Annotated in this window: 25 protein-coding genes and 1 pseudogene; 7 read left to right on the top strand and 19 right to left on the bottom strand. The window is 69.6% G+C overall.

Annotation, left to right across the window (positions count from 1 at the left end):
- Positions 1–161: 161 nt before the first annotated feature.
- Positions 162–749, bottom strand: a complete 588-nt coding sequence (locus ACZ466_RS00760) for a hypothetical protein (RefSeq protein ID WP_378281006.1) — start codon at positions 747–749, stop codon at positions 162–164.
- Between the two features lie 269 nt (positions 750–1018).
- On the opposite strand from ACZ466_RS00760, the gene ACZ466_RS00765 reads away from it, so the two are divergent.
- Positions 1019–2050, top strand: coding sequence for a dipeptidase (locus tag ACZ466_RS00765; protein WP_378281005.1), 1032 nt, complete (start codon positions 1019–1021; stop codon positions 2048–2050).
- A 506-nt stretch (positions 2051–2556) separates the two neighbouring features.
- On the opposite strand, the gene ACZ466_RS00770 is transcribed toward ACZ466_RS00765, so the two are convergent.
- On the bottom strand, positions 2557–3708 hold the full coding sequence (locus ACZ466_RS00770; protein WP_378281004.1) for a CobW family GTP-binding protein: 1152 nt from the start codon (positions 3706–3708) through the stop codon (positions 2557–2559).
- 74 nt (positions 3709–3782) lie between these two features.
- Here ACZ466_RS00770 and rpmB point away from each other — a divergent pair, with 74 nt between their 5' ends.
- From rpmB to rpmF, 3 genes are read left to right on the top strand one after another with little or no spacing between them, the layout of a single operon-like run.
- Positions 3783–4019 carry a 50S ribosomal protein L28 gene (rpmB, locus tag ACZ466_RS00775; protein ID WP_378281003.1) on the top strand — a complete coding sequence of 79 codons (237 nt, stop codon included), beginning with the start codon at positions 3783–3785 and terminating at the stop codon, positions 4017–4019.
- Entirely contained in the window at positions 4019–4324 is a 306-nt protein-coding gene (gene rpsN, locus ACZ466_RS00780) for a 30S ribosomal protein S14 (protein ID WP_378281002.1), read from the top strand. Before rpmB ends, rpsN begins: the two co-directional genes overlap by 1 nt.
- Positions 4325–4332: 8 nt before the next feature.
- Positions 4333–4497, top strand: coding sequence for a 50S ribosomal protein L32 (gene rpmF, locus ACZ466_RS00785; protein ID WP_378281001.1), 165 nt, complete (start codon positions 4333–4335; stop codon positions 4495–4497).
- A gap of 282 nt (positions 4498–4779) precedes the next feature.
- Here the strand turns inward: rpmF and ACZ466_RS00790 are convergent, their stop codons facing one another.
- Together ACZ466_RS00790 and ACZ466_RS00795 are read right to left on the bottom strand one after the other, a co-directional pair.
- Positions 4780–5145 (bottom strand): hypothetical protein, encoded by a 366-nt coding sequence (locus ACZ466_RS00790; RefSeq protein ID WP_378281000.1) that lies wholly within the window; start codon positions 5143–5145, stop codon positions 4780–4782.
- A gap of 824 nt (positions 5146–5969) precedes the next feature.
- Positions 5970–6170 carry a hypothetical protein gene (locus ACZ466_RS00795; RefSeq protein ID WP_464042648.1) on the bottom strand — a complete coding sequence of 67 codons (201 nt, stop codon included), beginning with the start codon at positions 6168–6170 and terminating at the stop codon, positions 5970–5972.
- Here ACZ466_RS00795 and ACZ466_RS00800 point away from each other — a divergent pair.
- Positions 6169–6294, top strand: coding sequence for a hypothetical protein (locus tag ACZ466_RS00800; protein ID WP_378280998.1), 126 nt, complete (start codon positions 6169–6171; stop codon positions 6292–6294). The two genes, ACZ466_RS00795 and ACZ466_RS00800, sit on opposite strands and share 2 nt — an antisense overlap.
- 295 nt (positions 6295–6589) lie before the next feature.
- Here the strand turns inward: ACZ466_RS00800 and ACZ466_RS00805 are convergent, their stop codons facing one another.
- From ACZ466_RS00805 to ACZ466_RS00855, 11 genes and pseudogenes are all read right to left on the bottom strand, one after another.
- Positions 6590–7237 (bottom strand): hypothetical protein, encoded by a 648-nt coding sequence (locus ACZ466_RS00805; protein ID WP_378280997.1) that lies wholly within the window; start codon positions 7235–7237, stop codon positions 6590–6592.
- Positions 7237–7869 carry an RNA polymerase sigma factor gene (locus ACZ466_RS00810; RefSeq protein WP_378280996.1) on the bottom strand — a complete coding sequence of 211 codons (633 nt, stop codon included), beginning with the start codon at positions 7867–7869 and terminating at the stop codon, positions 7237–7239. Before ACZ466_RS00810 ends, ACZ466_RS00805 begins: the two co-directional genes overlap by 1 nt.
- Before the next feature lie 169 nt (positions 7870–8038).
- Positions 8039–8297 (bottom strand): annotated as a pseudogene (locus tag ACZ466_RS00815) (integrase core domain-containing protein); the annotation flags it as partial.
- Between the two features lie 208 nt (positions 8298–8505).
- Positions 8506–9126: a TetR/AcrR family transcriptional regulator gene (locus ACZ466_RS00820; RefSeq protein ID WP_378280995.1), complete on the bottom strand. Its 621-nt coding sequence runs from the start codon at positions 9124–9126 to the stop codon at positions 8506–8508.
- Between the two features lie 373 nt (positions 9127–9499).
- Positions 9500–10258 carry an SDR family NAD(P)-dependent oxidoreductase gene (locus ACZ466_RS00825; RefSeq protein WP_378280994.1) on the bottom strand — a complete coding sequence of 253 codons (759 nt, stop codon included), beginning with the start codon at positions 10256–10258 and terminating at the stop codon, positions 9500–9502.
- Between the two features lie 149 nt (positions 10259–10407).
- Positions 10408–11376: a thioredoxin-disulfide reductase gene (gene trxB / locus ACZ466_RS00830; protein WP_378280993.1), complete on the bottom strand. Its 969-nt coding sequence runs from the start codon at positions 11374–11376 to the stop codon at positions 10408–10410.
- Positions 11377–11420: 44 nt separating this feature from the next.
- Positions 11421–12257 carry an SDR family NAD(P)-dependent oxidoreductase gene (locus ACZ466_RS00835; protein WP_378280992.1) on the bottom strand — a complete coding sequence of 279 codons (837 nt, stop codon included), beginning with the start codon at positions 12255–12257 and terminating at the stop codon, positions 11421–11423.
- A 5-nt stretch (positions 12258–12262) separates the two neighbouring features.
- Entirely contained in the window at positions 12263–12943 is a 681-nt protein-coding gene (locus tag ACZ466_RS00840; protein ID WP_378280991.1) for a DsbA family oxidoreductase, read from the bottom strand.
- 95 nt (positions 12944–13038) lie between these two features.
- Entirely contained in the window at positions 13039–13950 is a 912-nt protein-coding gene (gene dapA, locus ACZ466_RS00845; RefSeq protein ID WP_378280990.1) for a 4-hydroxy-tetrahydrodipicolinate synthase, read from the bottom strand.
- Positions 13947–15095: a cupin domain-containing protein gene (locus ACZ466_RS00850; RefSeq protein ID WP_378280989.1), complete on the bottom strand. Its 1149-nt coding sequence runs from the start codon at positions 15093–15095 to the stop codon at positions 13947–13949. The genes dapA and ACZ466_RS00850 overlap by 4 nt, the downstream gene beginning before the upstream one ends.
- A gap of 159 nt (positions 15096–15254) precedes the next feature.
- Positions 15255–16049, bottom strand: a complete 795-nt coding sequence (locus ACZ466_RS00855; RefSeq protein ID WP_378280988.1) for an IclR family transcriptional regulator — start codon at positions 16047–16049, stop codon at positions 15255–15257.
- Between the two features lie 162 nt (positions 16050–16211).
- Here ACZ466_RS00855 and ACZ466_RS00860 point away from each other — a divergent pair, with 162 nt between their 5' ends.
- Positions 16212–16832, top strand: a complete 621-nt coding sequence (locus ACZ466_RS00860) for a flavin reductase family protein (RefSeq protein WP_378280987.1) — start codon at positions 16212–16214, stop codon at positions 16830–16832.
- Between the two features lie 175 nt (positions 16833–17007).
- Here ACZ466_RS00860 and ACZ466_RS00865 read toward each other — a convergent pair whose 3' ends face one another.
- The 3 genes from ACZ466_RS00865 to ACZ466_RS00875 form a co-directional block, all read right to left on the bottom strand.
- Positions 17008–17571: a hypothetical protein gene (locus tag ACZ466_RS00865; protein WP_378280986.1), complete on the bottom strand. Its 564-nt coding sequence runs from the start codon at positions 17569–17571 to the stop codon at positions 17008–17010.
- A gap of 54 nt (positions 17572–17625) precedes the next feature.
- The gene (locus tag ACZ466_RS00870) at positions 17626–19632 is read right to left on the bottom strand and encodes an MFS transporter (protein ID WP_378280985.1); all 2007 of its coding nucleotides are present in this window, start codon (positions 19630–19632) and stop codon (positions 17626–17628) included.
- Between the two features lie 147 nt (positions 19633–19779).
- Positions 19780–20556 carry an SDR family NAD(P)-dependent oxidoreductase gene (locus ACZ466_RS00875; RefSeq protein ID WP_378280984.1) on the bottom strand — a complete coding sequence of 259 codons (777 nt, stop codon included), beginning with the start codon at positions 20554–20556 and terminating at the stop codon, positions 19780–19782.
- 150 nt (positions 20557–20706) lie between these two features.
- On the opposite strand from ACZ466_RS00875, the gene ACZ466_RS00880 reads away from it, so the two are divergent.
- Positions 20707–21474, top strand: coding sequence for a dienelactone hydrolase family protein (locus ACZ466_RS00880; protein WP_378280983.1), 768 nt, complete (start codon positions 20707–20709; stop codon positions 21472–21474).
- Between the two features lie 67 nt (positions 21475–21541).
- Here the strand turns inward: ACZ466_RS00880 and ACZ466_RS00885 are convergent, their stop codons facing one another.
- Entirely contained in the window at positions 21542–22180 is a 639-nt protein-coding gene (locus ACZ466_RS00885; RefSeq protein WP_464042654.1) for a carboxymuconolactone decarboxylase family protein, read from the bottom strand.
- Between the last annotated feature and the right edge of the window lie 75 nt (positions 22181–22255).

Here is a 22255-nt window from a genome sequence, read left to right on the forward strand (position 1 = left end):
CTTGAGTGGTCGGCACGCGGCTTGCGCCGTGCGTCTGGAACCGCGGGGTGCGCACCGGCGTGCGCCGCACGCCGTCGGGCAGCCCGCAGACAGGTCGGAGCGCCGGACGGCCCGGCCGTCCGGCGGCATGCGTCACCCCGGTCCGACCGCGGGTCACATGGTCAGACGAGGGCGATGCGCCGTGCCGGGGGGCCTCGCCGCGCCATGACGTGCCTGAGCACCCGCGCCGGCACGGGGTGGCGCTGCCAGAAGAACGGCCTGGACGGCGCGGCCCCGTACGGGGCGGGGGGACGCAGCCAGACCAGGGTCCGCAGTGCCCAGGCGGCCACGCAGCGCACAAAGGAGCACAGTGCCGCCTCGCCCTGTTCGAGCCACCACGACGTGATCAGCACCGCCACGGCGTGCATCAGCAGCATCCCGAATCCGGACGACCCGTCCGCGTCGTGCACGGCCGTCCCGTGCGAGGCGGCGGCGTCCGCGGCCGCGGCCGTCCCCTGCGGGGCGCAGCATCGTGACAGCAGCAGGTGCAGCCCGACCTCGCAGATCGCGACAGCGGGCAGGATCTCGCCGATCGTGCGTTCGCGGCGGGTCAGCATCAGCGCCGGGACGAACATCAGGACGAATCCGGCGGTCAGGAGGGACGGTGCCACCTTCCCCCCGCCGGCCAGGTGGCCGACCGCGGCAAGCCCGGCGCAGGTCACGGAGAACGCCGCCGCGCGGACCACGCGCACCGCCGACCACAGCTCCATGGGGTGTGGAACCCTCCAGGGCTCTTGAGTAGCGGCACCGGTTCACGCATCGCAGCCGACAGGGCAACTCTATGCGGCACCGTTCGGCTCGTCCATGCCTGCCCGCGGTCATGCCCGCCCCGGACCCCACGGCCTGAATGGGACGGCTGGGCAGCGGTGCTCCTGGCCGGACTCTCGATCATCGCGACCATCACCGGCGTCGAACGTACGGCGCGGGGAAGCCGACCGATAGCGGTCCGTTTGTCCGGCCACCCCCTACAGTGCCGGTCATGCCTGTTGATTTGCATGAGAGCGCAGTGGTGGCCGATGCCCACAACGACCTGCTGATGGCGGTGGTGGCCCGCCCGCCCGCCCGGTGGGCGTCCTTCTTCAGGGAGCGGTGGCTGCCGCAGTTGCGCGCGGGCGGAGTCGACCTCCAGGTGCTCCCGGTGTTCATCGACGACCGGTTCAGACCCGAAGGGGCGCTGCGCGAGACGCTCCGGATGATCGAGTGCGCCCACGCGATCGCCGAGGGGAACACCGAGGAGGTCCGGCTCTGCCTCGACGGACCGCAGATCGACGCGGCCCTGGCCGAGGGGAAGATCGCGCTGGTCCTCGCGCTGGAGAGCATGCCGGGGCTGGACGCGAACATCGAGCTCCTCGCGACCGTGCACCGGCTCGGTGTCCGGGTCGCCTCGATGGCGCACTGGGGACGCACCCCGCTCGCCGACGGCAGCGGCGAGGACGCCACCGCAAGCCGCCTGACCGCCGCGGGCGTCCAGGCCGTGGCCGAGATGGAACGGCTCGGCATCCTGCTGGACATCTCCCATCTGGGCGCGAGCGGGGTGGACCACGCCCTCGAACTCGCGTCCCGGCCGGTGATCGCCACCCATTCCAGCGCCCGCGCCCTGCGCGACCACCACCGCAACCTGACCGACGACCAGATCCGGGGCGTCGCGGCGTCCGGCGGCGTGGTCTGCGTGAACTTCCTGCCGGGTTTCCTGGCCGCGGATCCGTCCGGCTACACCATCGCCCGGCTGGCCGACCACATCGAGCACGTCGCATCGGTGGCCGGCATCGACCGCGTCGGCCTCGGCCCCGACTTCGTCCACGAGGTCTTCTCCGACCTCACCCCGCCCTGCTGCGAGGACCCCGCGGCGACCGCCGGCTTCGACGTCATGGCCACCCTCCCCGGCCTGGCCGGCCCCTCGGGCCTGCCCCTGCTCACCGGCGAACTCCTCGCCCGCGGCCTGCCCGAGCCCGACATCCGCAAGATCCTCGGCGGCAACCTCCACCGGCTGCTCACCGCCCAACTCGCCTGATCCGAGTCGCTCCCGGCCGTTCCGATCCTCCGCAGAGGCGAGACCAGTCGACGGGCTTGCCGAACCAGCGGGAGAGGTGCTCGTCCAGGCCCTGCTGATCGTCGCCGATCCAGGCGACATCCAGCGCCGCAGTGGGATCCGCGAGGTGTTCACCCCGCCACCCCTGGTTCCCGGCAGGGCTCGCCGCCCTGACGGCCGTCATCGCCACCGGATATTCCGCGACCGGTGTGGCGCTACCACTGACCAGCCGCGAGTCGGCGCCCTGCCCGGACTCGCCGCCTACGTTCTCACCGGCAATGGTTCACCGCCACCCAGCGAGAGCTCGCCCCGGACAAGCACGCACGCGTGTCGTACCTGGACTTCCTGCTGTCCTACGGCTTGGCCCCGCTCGGACTCGCCCTGCGAGAGCAGCGGCCATCACCATCACGTGACCTGTCGCTCCTGCGGTGCGTTCACCGGCGCGGCCGACCTCGCCGCTTCACGTCGCACGCCGCGTCTCCGCACCTTCAGCCGGCGGCATTGAGGTCGAGGAGATCGGCGAAGGGGTCGTCCACCGCGGTCATGGGCTCGCCAGGAGCCAGCAGGCAAGCGTCCAGAAGCGCGTGGATCTCTCCCTGGTCGAGTCCGGGGCCGGTGAGGACGAGGTGCTGGACCCGGTCGCCGTGCTCGGGCGTCCAGTCCAGTGAGGCGGCCAGGCGGCGCGCGGGCGGGATGTTCTCCCAGGCCGATTCGGGGAGCGCGGCCAGCCAGGGACCGGTGTCCTCGATGCTGACGATGCCCGCGACCGCGTCCCAGGCCAGCAGCCGATCCGGGCGGTTGGCCAGCCAGAACCGCCCGCGGCTGCGCACCGACCGGGTGGCGAGGTCGTCCATGGCGTCGAAGAACCGCCCCGGATGCAGAGGCCGGGTGCGATGCCAGACCACGGTGTCGACCGCGGGCGTGTGCGCCATGCAGGGCAGTTGCGCGCTGGCCGGGTCGACACGCGCGGCCAGCTCATGGACGCACAGACCCGGTCCGGTGACGACCGGCAGCGAGTCGCGGGGCAGGACGATCGGCGTCATCGGGGTCAGGTGCCCGAGCACCTCGCGGCACAGTTCGATGTCGTCCTCGTCGACCGGGGGCAGCGGGGCCGGCATGGTGTCCGGGACGACGAGCACGGTGGCGTACTCGATCTGGTGGGCCAGCACCTCGGCCAGATAGCGCTCGTCGCCGACGGCGGCCTGCTTGCCGATCTCCGCCAGTCGCTCACCGCGGCAGATGTCGGTGGGCATCAGTTCGGCGTCCAGGGCGGTCAGCACCCCGGTGAGCCGGAGCTCGGCGTCCGCCTCGGGATGGCCGACCACTTCGGCGACCGACTTCGGTTCGACGCTGTCCCACAGGTCCACCACCAGCAGTGGGGCCTGACTCGCGTACCGCAGCAGCTGAGGAATCAGGTCGAGGCCGACGGTGCAGGCCACGCAGCCATGCTCCAGCCGGACGGCGACCTGCTCGCGCACCACGTCGGCGTCGCGGACGGTGCGAACCACCAGCCCGCCGGTGATCTGGCGCAGGTCGTGGTGGATCGCCAAGGCGCCGGGGTGCTCGCGCAGCAGCCGGTCGACGACGGCGGCACGGGCCGCACCGTGCAGTCCGGCCACCAGCACGACGGGAACGGACATCGAGACCCCTTCTCTCCGCAAATGAAAACGGTTATCGCTATCATTCCATGCACGGAGGAGAGAAAGGAGTGGCGATGCCCGCGCGTTGCCAGCTCACCGGGGCCCAGCCGGGCTTCGGCAAGAAGGTGTCGCACTCGCACCGGCGCACCTCGCGCCGGTTCGATCCCAACATCCAGACCAAGCGGTGCTGGCTGCCCAGCGAAGGACGGCACGTGCGGCTGCGGCTGTCCGCCCGCGCGATCAAGACGATCGACAAGATCGGCATCGAGGCCGCCGTCGCCCGTATCCGCGCCCGAGGAGAGAAGGTCTGATGGCCAAGAAGAGCAAGATCGCCGCCAACGAGCGCCGCCGGGCCACCGTCGCCCGGTACGCCGAGCGCCGGGCCGAGCTGAAGCGCCTCATCCGCAGCCCGCACACCGACGAGGAGACCCGCGCGGGGGCCGTGGCCGAACTGCGGCGGCAGCCCCGGGACGCCAGCGCGCCCCGTGTCCGCAACCGCGACGCCGTTGACGGACGCCCGCGCGGGCACCTGCGCAAGTTCGGCCTGTCACGAGTGCGTTTCCGTGAGCTGGCCCACCGCGGCGAACTGCCCGGTGTCACCAAGTCGAGCTGGTAAGGAGCGTCATGGCCGTCCCCAAGCGCAAGAAGTCCCGCAGCAACACCCGCAAGCGCCGGGCCCAGTGGAAGGCCGAGCGGCCCGATCTGGTGCCCCTCACCGTCGAGGGACAGCAGCTCATGGTGCCGCGCAACCTCGCCCCCGCCTACCGCCGCGGGCTACTGCGCCCCTGAGCACCTTGAGCGCGCAAGGTTCCCATGACCGACCCGCCCCACGGGGAGGGTGAGCCTCACCACGACCGATCGCCTTTACGATGTAGATCATCACTAGGCGAACCTTCGACGAGTTGAGGCCGGTCACCAACGAGGGCACCGCCACGATGCACGCCTTCCGCGCAGGTCTCGTGGCGGTGGCTCCCCGTTCGACACTCCGGCCACGAAGCACGAAACGGCGGCTCAGAGCACTTCAAGCCAGCGTGACGCGCGGCTGGAAGCCCTGTCGGTACCGGTCGTCGATCAAGATGGCGCGGTCGCCTTCTTCACCTGCTCCCCCTTGATGAGCGCTTCGGCAAGAAGCCGGCTGCCTTCTCCGGGTTCGTTGAACCCACAGTCGATCGCCCGGTCGAACCTCCGTTCCTCGGCGGTGCCGGCGATCGGGACGCCGATCTCGGCGGCGTCCGCGAAGCACTTCGCTCCCGCGTCATAGCGCTCGCACCCCTTCTTGGCGCTCTCCTGGACGGGGCGGAGACGATCACTCGGCGGGCCGATTCGGCTCAACTCACGACTGCACCCGCGCAGCATCGTCGCGTACCCGCGCAGGGTTCCCGCGGTAAGGGTGGGACTGTCGTCCGCGACCCGCTCCTTATCGATCTTCTGATGCATCTTCCTGATCGACTCGAGCCACTCTAGTTCTTGCGGGGTTATCGGACCTGTCACCGCCGTGGCAGGCGCGCTCGCCCGGGGCTCGGCCGTCGCGGTCGGAGGATCGCCCTCGCCAGTACAGCCGGCGAGTGGAAGAGCAAGGGAGATGATCGATGTCAGAAGGACCGTATGCCTTGGGGCACGCCACTCCGCATGCTTGAGTCGTGCGCGCATCAGAAACCTTCCCCGTGCAGTTTCTGTTTACCTTGTTGCGTCATTCGAAGGCCGGTGCGTTGGCCATTGTCCCGGTGCGGTGAGTCGGCAGGCCGTCATGTCACTCATTTGGGTTCGCGGCGAACTCCTTTTACTCCCTGGTTCATGCCACTAGGACGCGTCAGACAATTGATCGGTTGTCCCGCCATAGGCGGTAGCGGACCGACCACCGACCTTGCAGTCGGACAGGGCGGCGCGACTATGCAGGTAGAGGGCATGCTGCAGCTCATGACCACTGACCGAAGGCGGTCATCTCGACTCCGATGTAAACCGGGTGAGCTCCTTGTACGACGCGACCCCAAATCGTGGATGGATGAGAAGTTCCGCGCCGCGTCATCCATCGACCCAGCCAACCCGTTGATATGTCGCAAAAACAGTTTAAATTGGTGATGTCGGGTGTGATGTTGAGGTTGAGGCCCGTGATGGTCAGGAGCCGTCGATCATGCCGGTCAGGGAGCAGGGCGGCACACGCTCTCAGCCGGGCTGAGCGCGGGAGCGTCGGCAGGCAAGTGGCCTCAGCCAGTCGGAATGGGCATCGATAAACGCCCGCATCGCCACCGAGCGGTGAATGTTCAAGTTGTTACGGTCTCCCCACCGGGCAGCTGCGTGTCCGGGGCGGTGGCGGCAGTCCACGGCTTGTCCTCGGCCTGGCCCCACACCGACGAGCAGAGGCGCCCGCCGGGCTTGAACACGCGGTACATGTACCCGAACCGCACCGAGACGCTGTCGAACGCGGCCACGTCGAGCATCTGTGGCACGAGGTCGGTCAGCATGACACGCGAGCGCCGCGATGCTCAGCCCCGGCCCGGCGCCCGAGGCGATGTCGAGGTGGTGCCGGCCCTCGGCGATATGGACGGCGTCGATGATCGCCACGCCGACCGGGTGCAGCTTTCGTGATCAACGCGTCCCACGTCTCCCCGCCTGCGGCCAGCTTGGCCCATGTCGTGCGCTGGGCGTCCCTGGCCTCGTCGGGGCACGGCATCGGCCCCGCTGTCGACGCGGGCACTGCTGGTGGGAGCAGATGATGCCGGTCCGGGAGCGGTCAGCCGATCTGCTCGGCCCGCGCGACGAAGATACCGGCGGGGCCACGGTCATGAGCCGCAATGATGCTGCGGTAGATGCTCGACCGGCTGAACTGATACAACGGCGCCCCGGGTTGTGGTCCGGGGCGCCGTCGAGGGTACGGCGTTCGTCACCAGGGCTGGACGGAGTCCTCCAAGACGCACGGCGCTACACGGCCGTTGGCGATCCAGCCGTTGAACGCGCTTCCCGCGTTCTCGGGGTGGTAGTACTCGATCACCGCCGTCTGGCCGGGTTTGATCGCGGACGGGCCGAGCTTGGTGACGAACCCCATGGATACGTGGTGGCTCTCAACGAAGGTGAGCAGGGTGTGCCGGTACTGCTCACGCGGCGCAGGATCGGTGATCCGGGGTGGACGGCACCGCTTGCCACCCGGCACGAAGTCCACCACGATGTTGACGCCCATCGCGCGCAGGTCTGCCTGGAGCTTCTTGGCGTCCTCCCACCTGTGGATCTCGATGGTGATGGTGCCGTCCGCGTTCTCGGCCACGGCGTAGGCAGGTGTCTGGCCGACGGCGGCGGACAGGCCCACCGCCAGGGCCGTGGCAGCGGCGAGCGCGGGGATCAGGACGACCGGTCGCCGCCACAGACGGCGCCGCCCCCGTTGCGCGGGCCCCGGGGCCTCGCGGAGCTCACCCATCATGAACTCCTTGATCGCCCGACGCCGCTCGCCCGGCAGCTCCCGCTCCGCAGGGGCAGGTAGCAGCCGCGCCAGTTCGTCGCGCTCGCCCAGGCCGGGGTGAGACGGAGTGATGTCCATCAGTTCTCCTCCAGAACGGATCGGATCGCGATGCCGCGTTCATCGGTTACCTGTCCACGGCCGCCCCGCGGTTCCGGTGTCGTCTGGCCCGACCGAGACGGCCTGACCTGCCTGGTCAGCTTCTTGCGCGCCCGTGACAGCCGTGAGCGGACCGTGCCCACCGGCACGCCGAGCGCCTGCGCGGTTTCGGCATAGCTCAACCCGGCCCACACATACAGCGCGAACACCTCGCGCTCGCTCGGGCGCAGCGCCGCCAGCGCCGTCCGCACGGCCGCCACTTCCTCGGCGTCGTCGACGCGTTCGGTGACCGACTCGGCGAAATCCGGCACCGCCTCGGCTGGTGGTAGCCGGGCCAGCGCTTCCTCATAACGGCGCGCCGCACGCCGTACGTTGCGAGCGACATTGGTCGCGATGCCCAGCAACCACGGAAGCAGCGAGCCGCCGTCCCGATCGATCCGGTCACGTAGCCGCCACGCCTCAAGGAAGGTCACCGACAGCACGTCCTCGGCGACCGACCAGTTCCCCGTCAGCCGGAAGGCGTGGTTGTACACCCGACGGGAGTGTTCGTCGAACAGACCCTCAAAGGCGACCGCATCGCCCGCTCGTATGCGGGCTCGCACATTTGTCTCCACGCCCTGCACTGTCCGTCCCACCCCACCAGGTTCCCGCCCGCGCTCACCGCCACCTCACCGGCGGCGGTCGCCGGGGCCCAACAAACTGGTGACCTCGGCGATCGCCTCCGGCGAGGGTGGAAGTAGCGGCGCACGTTCTCCGGGCTCCCCCGAACTGTGAACACCGATTTCAGGCGGCAGCGAGCCGGCTGCCGATGGTTCCCTCGTAGTTGATCGGTGAGAGTTGTCCGAGGCGGGAGTGCCTGCGGCGGGTGTTGTAGCGGGTGGCCCAGCCGAAGACGGGCCTGGCGTGTTGTGGGGGCGGTGGGCCGTTGCCGGGCGCCTTGCGGGGTTACGCGTTTGAGCGTGGCGTTGAGGGATTCGGCGGCGGCGTTGTCGACGCTGGTGCCAACCGCGCCGCGGGACCGGATGACGCCCAGCCGGTCGCAGAAGGTGTGGTGCCGACGTGTGCGGCGTTCTGGTCTCAGACTGACCTCAGGCGTGATCGCCACCGGGGTCGATCTGGCGCGTTTGAGATGGTCAGGATGGGTGGGTCGCGTGCGACTCGAACCCACAACCTCGCGCGCCAGGCGCAGCAGGTGTGCCCGAGGCGGCCGCCGATCCGCCAGCCCCCGGATTCCTGGCCCGCCTGCCTGGTCAGGTTGTCGCGGCCATCTTGTGGATAAGCCAACGCAGGTGGTGGCGGAAGCGGCGAAGCGTCTGCGGATCGTCTGGCGTGCGCCGTTCGCCGGACTCGTCCAGATAGCCGGATTGCAGGTAGCCGTAGATCGACCAGCCGAGCGTCCATAGCGCTGCCTCGGGGTCGGCGTCGGGGCCGAGGGCCGACCGGACGACTTCGACCGCTTCCCTCACCCGGGGAACGATGATCTCTTCATTGATCCCGGCGACGTCACGGGCATCGGAGAACCAGCGATGAACCAACAGCCGGGGCAGTTCCGGATGTTCCCGGCAGTACTCCAGGTACCGATCCACGAACCGGATCAGACCGCCGACGTCGGGCGTGTAGTCCCCCCTCATCGACTGCACCTGGTCCTGCCATTGCTGTGCCGCCCAATTCATCGACGTCACGTACAGAGCCCGTTTGCCGCCATGGCGATCGGCCACGGTGCTCTGATCGACACCGGCGGCGTCCGCGATCATCTGCGTGGAGACCATGTCATAGCCCAGTTCGGCGAACAGCCGAACGGCGGCGGCCCGCACGCGGGCGTCCTCCGCGGCGTCACCACGCCGCCCGATCGATGTACCGTGGTCTGCCATAGTGCTCACCACCAGGCCATCTAGCTGCAAGAACGACCCCCTCGACCCTACAGGCACCCCAAAATTCAAGCAAGGTCCTCACCGTCACCGGCTGTGCACGTGGTCGGCGTCCATGGATCGGCCCGCTCCCGAGAAGGCTCTGACCGCAGGTTGTGCCAGGTCTTCAATTGAGCGATGGGCGACGCCGAATTCACCGGCGCCGTGGTGGCCCTCGTCGGCCAGCGCCGGCGGCGGGGCCTACGTGGCCCGGTGAACAGCGCGCGAAGCCTCTGGCGGGTGGTGCGGATCTTGGTCGATCGCCATATCCGGCGGATCAGACCGATCCCGCGATCGCGCTGTGACGTGGGCACCCCCACCGAGGATAAAGAGCCCCTCAGCAGATCGTGAGACCGCCGTCGGCGACGATGGTCGAGCCGGTGAGGTAACCGGAAGCCCGGGTGGCGAGGAAGAGCACCGTCATGGCGAGTTCCTCGGGTTCGCCCAGCCGTGGGATCGGCAACCTTTCGACTTGGCCGTCGAGAAAGCCTTCATCGAGCTGGCCGGTCATCTCGGAGGTGAAGAAGCCTGGGGCAACGGCGTTCACCCGTATCCCCTTCCGCGAGGACCACTGTACGGCCAGGTCGCGGGTCAGCCCGAGCAGCCCTGCCTTGGACGCCGAATAGGCGGCCTGCGGCAGCCCGCCCGAAACCAGCGCCGCGACACTCGACACGTTGACGATCGCGCCGCCCGTGTCCATGACGGCGGCGGCCGCCTGCGCCATCCAGTAGCAGCCCATGAGGTTCACCTCCAGTACCGAGCGGAAGTGTTCGGGACTCTCCCGTGATGCCGGGACGGCCGCAGCGATGCCGGCGCTGTTCACCAGAACGCCCACCGGTCCCATCTGCACCGCGATCTCCGCGACTCGCCGGCACGTCTGCGGATCGGTCACATCGGCCTGGACGCATCTGGCCTGCCTGCCCAGTCCTCGCACCGCTTCTGCGGTGGCCTCAAGGCGATCGGCGCGCCGCGCCGCCAGCACCAGATCGGCACCGACCTCCGCCAGGCCCACGGCACACGCCGCGCCCAGCCCGGAAGAGGCGCCGGTCACGATGGCCACCTGGCCGTCGAGCCGGAAACGATCGAGTACTCCCACAACGCTCTCCCGACCCGGGTAGACGATCTACCCGTAGATGCAAACGGATCTCTTGGAGCGGGGCTCCGCCACAACCGCTGAGACGTCGGCGCTGCCCGGCGACGGGCCATCGCGGTCGAGGCGGCAGGCGGGTCGGCCTGGCAGCGGCGTCACGGTTTCGCGGTCAGCCTCACGGGCACGGCGGGGTCAGCGCCTTGATCGGCGAGCCAGCGCTCAGCGTCGATGGCGGCGGAGCAGCCGGTCCCGGCCGCGGTGACGGCCTGCCGGTACGTGTGATCGACAAGATCCCCGCACGCGAAGACGCCGGGCACGCTGGTGGCGGTCGTAGGGGCGTTCACCAGCACATAGCCGTTGTCGTCGAGGTCGAGCCGGCCCCGGAACAGGTCACTGCGCGGAGCATGACCGATGGCGACGAACAGGCCGGTCGCCTGGAGGAGGGACTCTTCGTTCGTTCCATGGCTGCGGATGCGCACACCGTTGACCCGGTTCTCGCCCAGGACGTCGATGATCTCGCTGTCCCAGATGAAGCCGATCTTCTCGTTGGCGAAGGCGCGGTCCTGCATGATCCTGCTGGCGCGCAGGCTGCCGCGGCGGTGCACCACGGTGACACTGCGAGCGAACCGGGTCAGGAAGATCGCCTCTTCCATGGCCGTATCGCCTCCGCCGGCCACCACGATGTCCTGGCCGCGGAAGAAGAACCCGTCACAGGTCGCGCACCAGGACACTCCACGACCCGACAGCCGCTTCTCGTTCTCCAAGCCCAGGGCGCGGTGTTCGGAGCCGGTGGCCGCGATGACCGACCGCGCCAGGTAGGCGTGGCCACCGGCCTTGACGACCTTGGGCGAGGCGGTGAGGTCGACCTCGGTGGCGTCGTCGGCGAGGAGTCGAGCGCCGAACCGCTCGGCCTGTTTGCGGAGGTGACCCATCAGCCGGGGCCCCGCGACGCCGTCGGGGAAGCCGGGAAAGTTCTCGACGTCGGTGGTGTTCATCAGCGCTCCGCCCGCGGTCACCGATCCCTCCAGGACCAGCGGCTCGAGGTCGGCGCGGGCCGCGTAGATCGCAGCGGTGTAGCCCGCCGGGCCCGAGCCGATGACGATCACGTTGTGAACCGCACTCATGGTCGCTCCTTCGTGGCGTCGGTCGTGTCGCTCGGCGGGCCCGGTCAGCCGAGTGCCCAACCACCGTCGACCTCGACGACCTGACCGGTCATGAAGGCCGCCTCCCCGGAGGCCAGGAAGGCGATGACTCCGCAGATGTCCTCGGTCGTCTGCTCGCGCGGTATGCATTGCTCTGATCGGACCTGTTCGGCGATGCCGAGCAGCATCTCCGGCCGCGTGGCGCGCTCGGCCTTGTCCATCAGCACCATGCCCGGCGAAATGGCGTTGACGGTGATTCCGAAAGGGCCCAGTTCTCGGGCCATGGCACGGGTGAGTCCCTCGACACCGGATTTGGCCGCTATGTAGGGCGCCAGGCCCAGTGGGAAGGCGCGCCGTGTGGTCGTGCTCGAGACGTTGATCACAGTTCCGCGGCCGGCGCGTTTCATGGCGGGGATGACCGCCTTCGCCGCGAGCCATGTTCCCGTCAGGTTGACCGACAGGACACGATTCCACTGTTCGAGAGTCAGCTCCTCGGCCGGGCCGGGAGCGACCATGGCGCCGCCGGCATTGTTGACCAGGATATCAATGCGGCCCAGCCGTTCGAGTACGGCCGCCACCATTCCGTCCAAAGCCGGCTCGTCGGTCACATCGACACCGAAGTGTTCGGCCTTGCCACCGCGGCTCCTTATCGTCTGCGCCGTCATGGCCGCGGCCGCGTGATCAACGTCGACGGCGACGACCGTGGCGTTCCTCTCGGCCAGCTCCAGAGCATAGGCGTGGCCGAGACCGCGGCCGGCTCCAGTGATGATCGCGACCTTGTCATTCAGTTCTGGCATGGAGTCAGCCTTCTTTGCGATGCCGGCGCGCCCCAGCGTGGACGCGGTCGTGTTGTTGATGGACACGCTGTTCACGCTCGGGTTCTTTCGCCGAGCAGGCGCCGCAGGGTCGCGGTCAGCGCGGTACGCGGCTCGGTGGCGCTGAAGGCGGCTCGGCCATCGGCCACCACGGCGGGTACTCCCCGTACGCCTAGGTCGGCGGCAAGGCTCTGGTCATTGACGACCTCGGCGGCGAACCGCGGGCCGGCGAGCATGTGCCGGGTCACCTCGCGATCAAGGCCGACCTGGACGGCGATCTCCAACAGCGCGCCGTGGTCGGAGATCGGCAGACCTTCGCTCCAATAGGCCTGGTAAAGCCGTAGTGCCAGCTCGGTCTGGAGGCCGTGCTCTCCGGCCAGGTGCACCAGCCGGTGCGCGTCCGCGGTGTTGCCGGGGCGGGCAAGGTCCGGCAGGAAAGCGATCCCCTCCGCGGCCGCCACGGGCCCGATCCGGGCCGCCGCGGCCCGCGCCGCGTCCCGGCTGCCGTTGAACTGCGCCAGGTAGTCGTAGAGGTCGCCGCCAGGGCGCCGGCCGGCAGGGCGGGGATCGAGTTGGAAGCTGCGCCAGCGCAACTGGAACGCCGTCTGATCGGGCAGTCCGGCCAGCGCGTCCACCAGACGCCGGGTGCCGTAGTAGCAGTGGCCGCAGATGAAGTCGGACCACAGATCGAACGTCACCACGGCGGCACCGCGGGAACGTGGGGGGGCACTCATGATGGCCATTCCTTGTTGGTCTTCTTTTCTGGCGAATCTTGGTTCGGCAGTGCGTCAAAGGTGATCTGGTGACGGAACAGTCGGCCGGGCGAGCCTCACTTCAGGCGCTGCGCCAGGCGTACGGCCAGCTCGTCCAAACGGGCACGGACTTCGCCGACGGGCGGTGACAGCGGGGGACGATGTTCACCGCCGGCCAGCGTTCCAAGCCGGGTCATGAGGTACTTGATCGGTATCGGATTGGTGTCCCAGAAGACCGCCTGATTGAGCTCGAAGAGTTCGTAATGCAGAATCCGTGCCATGGCGAGATCACCCTTGGCCACGGCCTGGCAAAGCTCGGCCACCCGTCTCGGAACGATATTGCCGACGGCGTTCATGAGGCCGGATGCACCGATTCCCAGCATGGGGAACGACATCTCCTCCAGCCCGCAGAAGAGCCGGAAGTCCGGGCCCAGCGTGGTCAGCAGTTCCGTCGCCCAGGCCAGATCGGTGGAGGCGTGCTTGACCCCGACGACATTACGGGCCTCCTCCGCCACCCGGCGCACGCTGTCGACGGTCATGGTGACGCCGCTGCGACCCGGAATGTGATAGATGAGCACCGGTAGATCGACAATGGACGCCACGCGCGTGAAGTGGTCGATCAGCCCTCGTTGCGGCGGCTTGATGTAGTAGGGCGTGACGACCAGCAGGGCGGCGGCCCCCGCTCCGGCGGCGTGCCGGGACAGCTCCAGCGTCTCGGCCAGGGAGCCGGCACCGGTCGCGGCGACCACCGGGATCCGGCCCTGCGCGGCGCCGACCGCGACCTCGTAGCAAGCGGCCCGCTCCGCGCCGGTGAGAACACTGGGTTCACCGGACGTTCCGGTGACCACCACTCCGTCGGACCCCGCCTCCACCTGACGCTCGACCTGGGCGGCGAGGGCGTCGTAGTCCACCTGCCCGTCTGTGAACGGGGTGATGAGGGGCACGTAGGAACCGCGGAGAAATGCGGGCGGTAGTTCGGCGGCGCTCACATCTGGTCCCTGTTGGTGGACCAGCCGGCGTGCGAGCCGATGAGCAGCGGTGGCCGTTTGAGGTCCTCTTGCCACATGAGGGAGTCCATCGCCAGGTTGAGCGGGCTGTCCTGCACGGTCAGCTCGTAAACGTCCTCCTCATGGCTGACGTGGTTGTGCACGGCCCATCCAGGAGCCGACAGCATCAGGTCGCCGGCCTTCCATTCGTGGACCTGGCCCCCCACCGTGCTGTGGCCGCTGCCCTGGAAGTAGTAATTGACGGCGGCGGCGGTGTGCCGGTGGGGCCGGTCGACGATGCCCGCCGGCCTGATCGTCATCGTGGCGAAGAAGTTGTGCGTGGTGCCGTTCGTCCGACCGGTGGCGGGATTGTAGAGCAGGTAGAGGCGCCTTCCCCGGTAGGAGGGGCCGAGCGCGTGGAGCTTGTCCAGCTCTTCCTTGACCTTGTGCCAGCGCCACATCAACGAGGGAGACTCGTTCACCGGAGGGTTGACCAGCCGTTCGTAACACATGAGCCAGGCGCCTTCGTCGTCGAGGGGGAAGGTCTCCTCGAACGGGGTGGCGGACGACTCCTCGCCGGTTTCCTCGCCGCCCAGGACACTTTCCCCGGGGTTGACGTCCACATAGTGGATGTTCAGCTTCTCCAGCAGCGCGGCGTTGCTGTAGACGAGCCGTACCTGGCGTTCCGCGGTGTCGTTGACGTGGACGTAGGTGGCCATCGAGGGCATGTTCCAGACGTCGTGGCGCTCGAACGGCCGGGCCGATCGCGTGCGCGCGCCGACGATCGCGGTGCCCCCGCCGGCGATGCAGAAGACCACCTGCGAGGAGTTGTGCCGGATGGGCGCCGTCCGCTCCCCTGGCAGCAGCACTTCGAGCGCCACCTGGATGCCCGGAGCCAGCCCGTGGCCCGGCCCGACGTCGCGCGGATGCACGATCAGCGACCGGCGGCGGCCGTTCTCCGGCCGTGGCGCCTCCGACAGCCGTTCCACCTCGGCGTCGATCTCCTCCTTTGTGATCACGATCGACGGCCACAGGTCGTCGAGCGCGGGCGCGGGAGCCCCGATCTGATCGATGAAGAGAGCCCCGTGGGCGGGACCGTCCGGGTTCCCCACCACCATCACCACCCTTTGCAGAACCTTTTTCTGCATAGTAGAGCACTGTGGAAGTGGGGACAACCGCCCTTTTCCAGGACCACGCCCGAGACGGAGGCGATGGAGCGCGCCCGGTGCGCAGCGGGCCCGGGAATGACGAAGCGCCTGTCGAACCCGGTGGTGGGGCTCGACAGGCGCTGCTGAGCGGTCGGCGGATCAGCCCGACAGAGACTCCTGGAAACGGGCCGCCGTCTGCTTGAGCTCCTCCGCCATCTGCTGCATGCGTAGATCGTCGAGACGGCTGAGGGGGGCGCCCACGCTGAGCGCCGCCACGCACAGCCCCTGAGGCCCGTGCACGGTGGTCGCCAGGGAGCCGACCCCCTCCTCGAGTTCGCCGAAGTTGAGGGCGTAGCCCCGTGATCGGACGGACTCCAGATCGATCAGAAGCTGGCTTCGCATGCCGATGGAGCGCGGTGTCGGCTGGGGAAGGCGCTCCTGCGGATACAGCTCCAGCAGGCGCTCCCGCGACAGCTCGGCGAGGAGCGCCTTGCCGACGGAGGTGCAGTGCGCGGGTTGCAGCGTGCCGGCCCGGGAGATCACACGGAGCGCCCAGTGGCTCTCCCGCCCGTCGACATAGAGCACCTCGGTGCCCTCCAGGGTGGCCAGATGGATCGTCTCGCCCAGCCGCTCGTTGAGCTCGTCGAGGAAGGGCTGGGCCGCCTCGCGCAGATCGGAGCGGCGTGCGGCCTGCAGCCCGATCGACAGCAGCATCGCCCCCGGGACGTACAGCTTGGACATGGGGTCCTGCGACACGTAGCCGCGGTAGACCAGCATCGCCAGTAGGCGGTGAGCCGTACCGGTGGCCACGCCGAGGACCTCGGCGGCGTCCTTCACCCGGATGCGCTCGCGGTCGCGGAACAGCGACAGCAGGCGGAGCGCGTTGTCGACCGATTCGATCGGGTAGCGGGGCGCCGGGCCGTAGGCTCCGGGCGTACCCTGCGACGATTCCATGGTACAGAATCTAGCAGTCACTCAGGACCACGAACGCACCCTCGCGGCTCTCCGCGGTTCCCTGCCGCTCACCCATCTCGCCCCTCCTGTGCCTACCCAGGCGTGCATCATCAAGGCTTCTCTGTTATACAGAATCATAATCTGCAATTGTGGAGGATCACCGTGAACGACTTCGAGATCGACGTCTCGGCGCTGTCCGCACGGCGCGTCTATTCGCTGCTCACCTCCCTCGTGGTGCCCCGGCCCATCGCATGGGTCGCCACGGTCGACACCGCGGGGCGCAGCAATCTGGCGCCGCACAGCTACTTCAACATGGTCTCCAGCGAACCGCCCATCGTCCACTTCACCAGCAGCCGCAGGCGTGGCCTGGTGAAGGACTCCGCTCGCAACGCGCGCGACACCGGCGAGTTCGTGGTCAACGTGGTCAGCGCGCCGCTGGTCGAGGCCATGAACCTGACCAGTGCGGAGTTGCCCCACGGCGAGGACGAGTTCGCCTGGGCGGGCATCGAGGCCTGCGAGAGCCGAACGGTGCGGCCCCAGCGCGTCGCCCGGGCACCTGCCGCGCTGGAGTGCAAGGTCGTGCGGATCTTGGAGATCGGTAACGGCACCATGGTGTTCGGGCAGGTGCAGTGGATCCACATCGCCTCGGCGGTGTTCGACGGTCACCGGGTGGACGCCAAGGCGCTGGAGCCGATGGCCAGGCTGGGCGGCCCGCTGTACACGCCCATCGCCGAACCGTTCACACTCCAGCGCCCTGGCCCGCCCGCAACCGAAACGCCCTAGGCTGAGTTTCAAAGCCCGGCCCACGGCGCTCGCCTGGCGGCTCACCCCTGACCGGGCCTTGGCGAGCACGGCATCGCTTCGTGATCTGGCCGATGACACTCGCCTCCGGCTTCGCCTCACCGCCCAGATAACGCGCTCGCGCGGTACCTGAGGGCACGTCGAGACAGGCCCTGGCTCACCCGCCGCCCACCGGCTCGTCGAAGACGGAGCCGACCGGCGGCTGGATCGCGAAGGCGTTGGCGACGGTGGCATGCGCGGTGTAGCGGGCGACCAGGAGCGTGACACCGATGGTGTCGCGCTCCCCCAGCACCCGCACGGCATCGTCGAGTTCCGCGGCGACGTCGTGTCCGTGCCGGGCCACCATCGCCAGCGCCAGCCGACGGGCGCAGGCGGCGGCCGGTCCGAGAGCGGCCGGGTCGCTTCCGGCCCGGCCGCCGGCCGCCGCGATCCACTGCCGGTCGAAGCCGAGCCGCAGTGCCAGCCGCTCGTGCTGGCAGCGCTCGTAGTCGTTGCTCAGTTCCGTCGCCACCGTCAGCGCCACCGCCTCGGTGACCTCGGCAGGCAGCGCCTCCTTCAGCGCCTCGGTGAACCGGTGGAAGGCCAGCAACGCGGCCGGCTGGTGCCCCGCCAGGGCGAAGAACTCCCCCAGGTAGCCCAGCCGCTCGACGCGGGGCGCCAGAGCGGCACGCAGGTCGTCGTCGAGCTCGTCGTACCGCAGGCGCCGGACGGCGTCGGACATCAGGACTCCTTGGTCGTTCGTACCTCGCGGGACACCCGGGACGACGGTGTCGCCCTACCGCCGCCGGGCCTGCTCGACCACCCGCGGCATCTTCAGCTCGATCTCGCCGTCGGCGGCGGGGACGCCGCACATGCCGTCGACCTGCAGCACCTGGAACATCCGCCGGCCGGCCTCCCAGGTGCCGGCCATGATGCACAGATCGACGATCTCCTCGTCGCCGAACGCGGCGTGCATGCGCTCCCAGAAGTCCTCGTCCTGGGCCAGTGAGAGATGGTCGCCCCCATGCCGCTCGCAGAACTCGGCGGCGAGCCGTTCCCGCTCGGTGTAGTCGGGGGCCGAGGCGTACTGCAGGACGTTGGCGTAGAAGCTCTCCGGGATGGGCTCCTCGCAGAACCCCGGCCGGTCCCGCCACATCCTGACCTGCCGGCAGTGGTTGCAGCCCATCATGTGGGCCATGAGCATCCGGCACAGTTCACGCTCTCGCGGCGACAGCGTGCTCTCGTTGTCGTACTGGGCCGCCATGGACTCGGCCCGGTGCCGGTTGAGGGTCGGCGACCCGGCCTTGCTCATGACGTACGCCATCGGGTCCTCACCCTCGGGCACGTTGATCCTGACCATCGTGTTCTCCTTCCGTGGAGCCCGCTTCCGCGCGCGGGCCGGCGCTGTCTTCACGAGTCCTTCACCGCTCTCCGCCTCAGCGGGGGCGGGAGGCTCGCTCTCGGACGTTCCTCTTCGCGGGGGGCCGACCGGCGGGTCGGCGATGCGGCCGGAGACCGTCCAGCAGAGGACGGCCGCCAGGACGAGCCCCCCGGAGATCAGGTACATCGGCACGGAGAAGCTGTCCGTGCGCTGCCGGACCTCACCGATGATCCAGGGCATGGCGAATCCGGCCAGTGAACCCGTGGCGTTGATCAGTGCGATGGACACCGCGGCCGCGGCCCCCGTGGTGAGCTGCGAGCAGATCTTCCAGAACGCGGGAAACGCCCAGGTGACCACGCCGCCCCCGAACGCGAGCAGCGCGAAGCCGACTGCGCCGCCGCCGACCAGCACACTGGCCGTCATCCCGGCCGCGGCCAGCAGGCACGGCACGATGATCTGCGGCCGCACGCCGCCGCGCCGGTCGACCAGCCGCCCGCCCGCCCACGCGGCGAGGGCGGCCACCAGGTAGGGGACGGCGGCCAGCAGGGTCGCGGCCGTCGTCCCCGCACCGAACGCGGACTTCATGATCGAGGGCATCCACAGCTGCAGTCCGGTGGTGTTGGCCTGCAGGAGGAACCCGATGACGGCGAAGGTGAGCACGACGGGACTCAGCAGCACCGCCCACACCGCTCGCGAGCCGAGCGCGTTCCTGCCGTCCTCGCGAGGTTCTCCCGACCGGGCGGACCCGGTGTCCAGCGCGGCGAGGAGGACGCGGCGCTCGTCGTCGGCGAGCCATGGGGCCGTGCGGGGATCGTCACTGAGGTGGCGCAGCAGCACGAAGCCGAGGACCACGGCAGGGGCCGCCTCGAGAAGGAAGAGCCACTGCCAGCCGTCCAGTCCCAGCAGGCCGTCCAGCCGCAGCAGTTGCCCGCCCAGCGGAGCGCTGATCACTCCTGCCAGCGGGGCCGCCAGCAGGAGTGTGCCGAACGCCCTGCCCCGGTACTCGGCGGGATACCACCGGGCGAGGTAGAAGATGACACCCGGCAGGAACCCGGCCTCGGCGGCACCCAGCAGAAGGCGCAGCGCGTAGAAGGAGCCGGGGCCGGAGACGAAGGCCATCGCGGCGGCGACGACACCCCAGGTGATCATGATCCGGGCGAGCCAGGCCCGCGCGCCGACCTTGGCCAGGACGGCGTTGCTCGGTATCTCCAGCGCCACGTAGGTGAGGAAGAACAGCCCGGCGCCCAGCCCGTACTGGGCGGCGGTGAGGCCGATCCGCTCGTTCATCGTCAGTGCGGCGACCGCGACGTTGGACCGGTCGAGGATGGCGATGAAGTAGCCGGCCAGGATGATCGGGAAGATCCTGCGGCTGACCTTGCGCATGATTTCGGGCGGGACGGGGTGGGGTGGTCGGGGGTGCATGAGCCTCTCCCGGCAAGACGGGGGTGGGATGGGTAGAGGTCGGCCGAGCCGTCGGTGGGATGCGGGGATCGTGGGCCGTCGCCAGGGCGGCGGGCCGGCGCCGGCGCGAGTGCGGCGCCTGGGCGGGATCGGTGCTCCCCGGCCGGGTCACCCCAGGCCGGCGTTGCGGATACCGGCGGCGCCACCGTCGATGACGATGTTCGTCGCGGTGACCCATTCGGCCTCGTCGGAGGCCAGGTACAGCGCGCAGTGGGCGACATCGGAGGGCTGCCCGATCCGCCCGAGCGGGACGGGCGGGAGCGGCGCGCCGTTCGGCGCCCGCCCCTGGGCGATGATCGCGGCCGTCGCCGGGGACTCGATGAACCCGGGGCTGATCGTGTTGCACCGGATCCGGTGCTCGGCACCCTCGGCGGCGAGTTGGAGCGACAGGGCGACCACACCGCCCTTGGCGGCGGCATGGGCCGTTCCCCACGTGCTGCCGCGCAGGGCGACACCGGAGGCGGTGTTGATGATCGCCCCTCCGCCGCGTTCGATGAGGTGGGGCCATGCGGCCCGGCAGGTGTGGAAGACGAGGTCGAGTTCGTGTCTCAGTGTGAACGCCCAGTCCTCGTCGGGCGTGGTCGCGATGCCTCCTGGTCTCATCGCACCGGCGTTGTTGTAGAGGATGTCGATCCCGCCGGCGGCTTCGACGCCGCGGGCGATCCAGTCCTGCGCCGCCCGCGGGTCGGAGAGGTCGACGTGGCCCAGGGAGATCATGTCACCGCCCGCGGCCCTGATCATGGCGGCGGTCTCGGCGTCGTCGTCGGGCCGGACATCGCAGCCGACGACCCGGGCTCCCTCGGCCGCGAAGGCCAGGGCGGCGGCCCTGCCCTGCCCGCCCGCCGTCCCGGTGATGAAACCGATCTTGCCATCGAGTCGCCCCATCACATTCCCATCGTCAGGAGCTGGACTTTCCCGCTCTCCAGATTCGTATTCTGTATAGTGCAGTCGAAGCGGGGGCCCGTCAACAGTCATGGCGGATCCAGGACGAACGGCTCGGTCGCAGGATCGGGCGGGCAGCAACCAGGAGGACAGATGCCGGGACGAGACGCTCGCCGCTCGCGGGAACCCCTCTCCACCGAGGACGGCCCCCTCTCGCCGCACGCCGCCTGGACCGATCTCGCGACGCCGGCGGGACCGATGCGCGCCTATGCGGCCGAGCCCGGGGGGACGCCCAAAGGGGCGGTGGTGGTGCTGCAAGAGGCGTTCGGTGTGAACGCGCACATCCAGTCGGTGGCCAACCGGCTGGCCACGCACGGCTTCGTGGCGGTGGCGCCGGAGCTGTTCCACCGGACCGGCCACCGCACGGTCGACTACACCGATCGCCCCACCGCGATGGGGCTGATCGCCGAGCTCGGCCCCCAGGAGGTGACCGCCGACGTCGCGGCCGCCGTCGAGCACGCCCGCCTGTACCCGACGTCGCAGGCGACATGCTCCTTGGTCGGCTTCTGCTTCGGGGCCCGAGCGGCGTTCACCGCCGCCACGGCCATCCCCGGCCTCGACGCCGTGGCCGCGTTCTACGGGCCGGGTATCGCCGCTGGACCGCACGCCGTGCTGGACCGGGCCGCCGGCATCTCAGCGCGCATGCTGCTGGTGCACGGCGCCGAGGATCCCACCATCTCCGCGGACGACATCACGGCGACCGAACAGGCCCTGGACGCCGCCTCCGTGCGGTACGAGACGGTCGTCCACCCCGGCGCGGGCCACGCCTTCTGCTGCGACGCGCGTCCCGACGCCTACCGCGCCGAACCCGCTCTCGACGCGTGGGTGCGCCTGCTGCACCTGCTCGAATCCAAGGACTAGCGGTGCACACGTCCCGCCCCCGAGCCGATCGGACCACCACGGGCTCGGGGACGGGCGACGCTCCGCCCTACGGCTTCGGGTCGCGCGGCGGAAGCCGGAAGGGCGGGCGAGGCCGAGGGGCGTACCCCTCCGGTGCGGGAACCTCGGTGACCGGTTCGGCGCGGTCGTCGAACTCGGTGCGCAGGGCACGGCTCATCACGGCGTGCATCGCGTACAGCGCCGTGATGTAGGTGAGCTCGAGGATCTCCTCGTCCGACAGGGACCTCTGCAGCGCGGCGAACAACTCGTCCGGGACGCGGCCGTGGTCGAACGCGATGCAGTCCGCGTAGGACAGCACCGCGCGTTCGAGGTGGCTGTAGGCCTCCGACACCGTCCAGTGGGGCAGGTCCGCCACCTGCTGCTCGGAAGCCCCGGACTGCCGGAGCATCTTGCAGTGCTGGGAGTACACGAACTGACTGCCGCAGGCCCATCCCACCCGCGCCTGGGCCAGTTCGCGCAACAGCGGGCTCAGCAGCCTGTCCGGGCTCTGGTAGAGGGCGAAGCCGCGCACGGCGTGCTCGAACACGTCCGGCACCAGGGCGAACACGGGCTCCCAGTCGCCGGGAGTGCCGCTCTCCGTACCGGGCTGGGCCACCGGATCCCGGTCGCCGTACTTGCGGTCGTACATGTAGCGCACGACCGGGTCCACGGCCTCATCGCGAGGCACCTGTCGAAGCCGGGGCATCGTCCCTCCAACGGCGAAGTGAGTGTTGACTCGATCTCCCGATGCGAAACAGAATAG

It is taken from the genome of Actinomadura rugatobispora (assembly GCF_055379765.1).

Coding starts and splice junctions, on each gene's coding strand:
- ACZ466_RS00880 (WP_378280983.1), top strand. CDS start 20,707: ATGCCGGGACGAGACGCTCGCCGCTCGCGGGAACCCCTCTCCACCGAG.
- ACZ466_RS00875 (WP_378280984.1), bottom strand. CDS start 20,556: ATGGGGCGACTCGATGGCAAGATCGGTTTCATCACCGGGACGGCGGGC.
- ACZ466_RS00870 (WP_378280985.1), bottom strand. CDS start 19,632: ATGCACCCCCGACCACCCCACCCCGTCCCGCCCGAAATCATGCGCAAG.
- ACZ466_RS00795 (WP_464042648.1), bottom strand. CDS start 6,170: ATGCTGACCGACCTCGTGCCACAGATGCTCGACGTGGCCGCGTTCGAC.
- ACZ466_RS00770 (WP_378281004.1), bottom strand. CDS start 3,708: ATGTCCGTTCCCGTCGTGCTGGTGGCCGGACTGCACGGTGCGGCCCGT.
- trxB (WP_378280993.1), bottom strand. CDS start 11,376: ATGAGTGCGGTTCACAACGTGATCGTCATCGGCTCGGGCCCGGCGGGC.
- ACZ466_RS00760 (WP_378281006.1), bottom strand. CDS start 749: ATGGAGCTGTGGTCGGCGGTGCGCGTGGTCCGCGCGGCGGCGTTCTCC.
- ACZ466_RS00805 (WP_378280997.1), bottom strand. CDS start 7,237: ATGGACATCACTCCGTCTCACCCCGGCCTGGGCGAGCGCGACGAACTG.
- ACZ466_RS00855 (WP_378280988.1), bottom strand. CDS start 16,049: ATGGAATCGTCGCAGGGTACGCCCGGAGCCTACGGCCCGGCGCCCCGC.
- ACZ466_RS00820 (WP_378280995.1), bottom strand. CDS start 9,126: ATGGCAGACCACGGTACATCGATCGGGCGGCGTGGTGACGCCGCGGAG.
- ACZ466_RS00765 (WP_378281005.1), top strand. CDS start 1,019: ATGCCTGTTGATTTGCATGAGAGCGCAGTGGTGGCCGATGCCCACAAC.
- rpmF (WP_378281001.1), top strand. CDS start 4,333: ATGGCCGTCCCCAAGCGCAAGAAGTCCCGCAGCAACACCCGCAAGCGC.
- ACZ466_RS00850 (WP_378280989.1), bottom strand. CDS start 15,095: ATGCAGAAAAAGGTTCTGCAAAGGGTGGTGATGGTGGTGGGGAACCCG.
- rpmB (WP_378281003.1), top strand. CDS start 3,783: ATGCCCGCGCGTTGCCAGCTCACCGGGGCCCAGCCGGGCTTCGGCAAG.
- ACZ466_RS00840 (WP_378280991.1), bottom strand. CDS start 12,943: ATGAGTGCCCCCCCACGTTCCCGCGGTGCCGCCGTGGTGACGTTCGAT.
- ACZ466_RS00800 (WP_378280998.1), top strand. CDS start 6,169: ATGACACGCGAGCGCCGCGATGCTCAGCCCCGGCCCGGCGCCCGAGGC.
- ACZ466_RS00865 (WP_378280986.1), bottom strand. CDS start 17,571: ATGTCCGACGCCGTCCGGCGCCTGCGGTACGACGAGCTCGACGACGAC.
- ACZ466_RS00790 (WP_378281000.1), bottom strand. CDS start 5,145: ATGCATCAGAAGATCGATAAGGAGCGGGTCGCGGACGACAGTCCCACC.
- rpsN (WP_378281002.1), top strand. CDS start 4,019: ATGGCCAAGAAGAGCAAGATCGCCGCCAACGAGCGCCGCCGGGCCACC.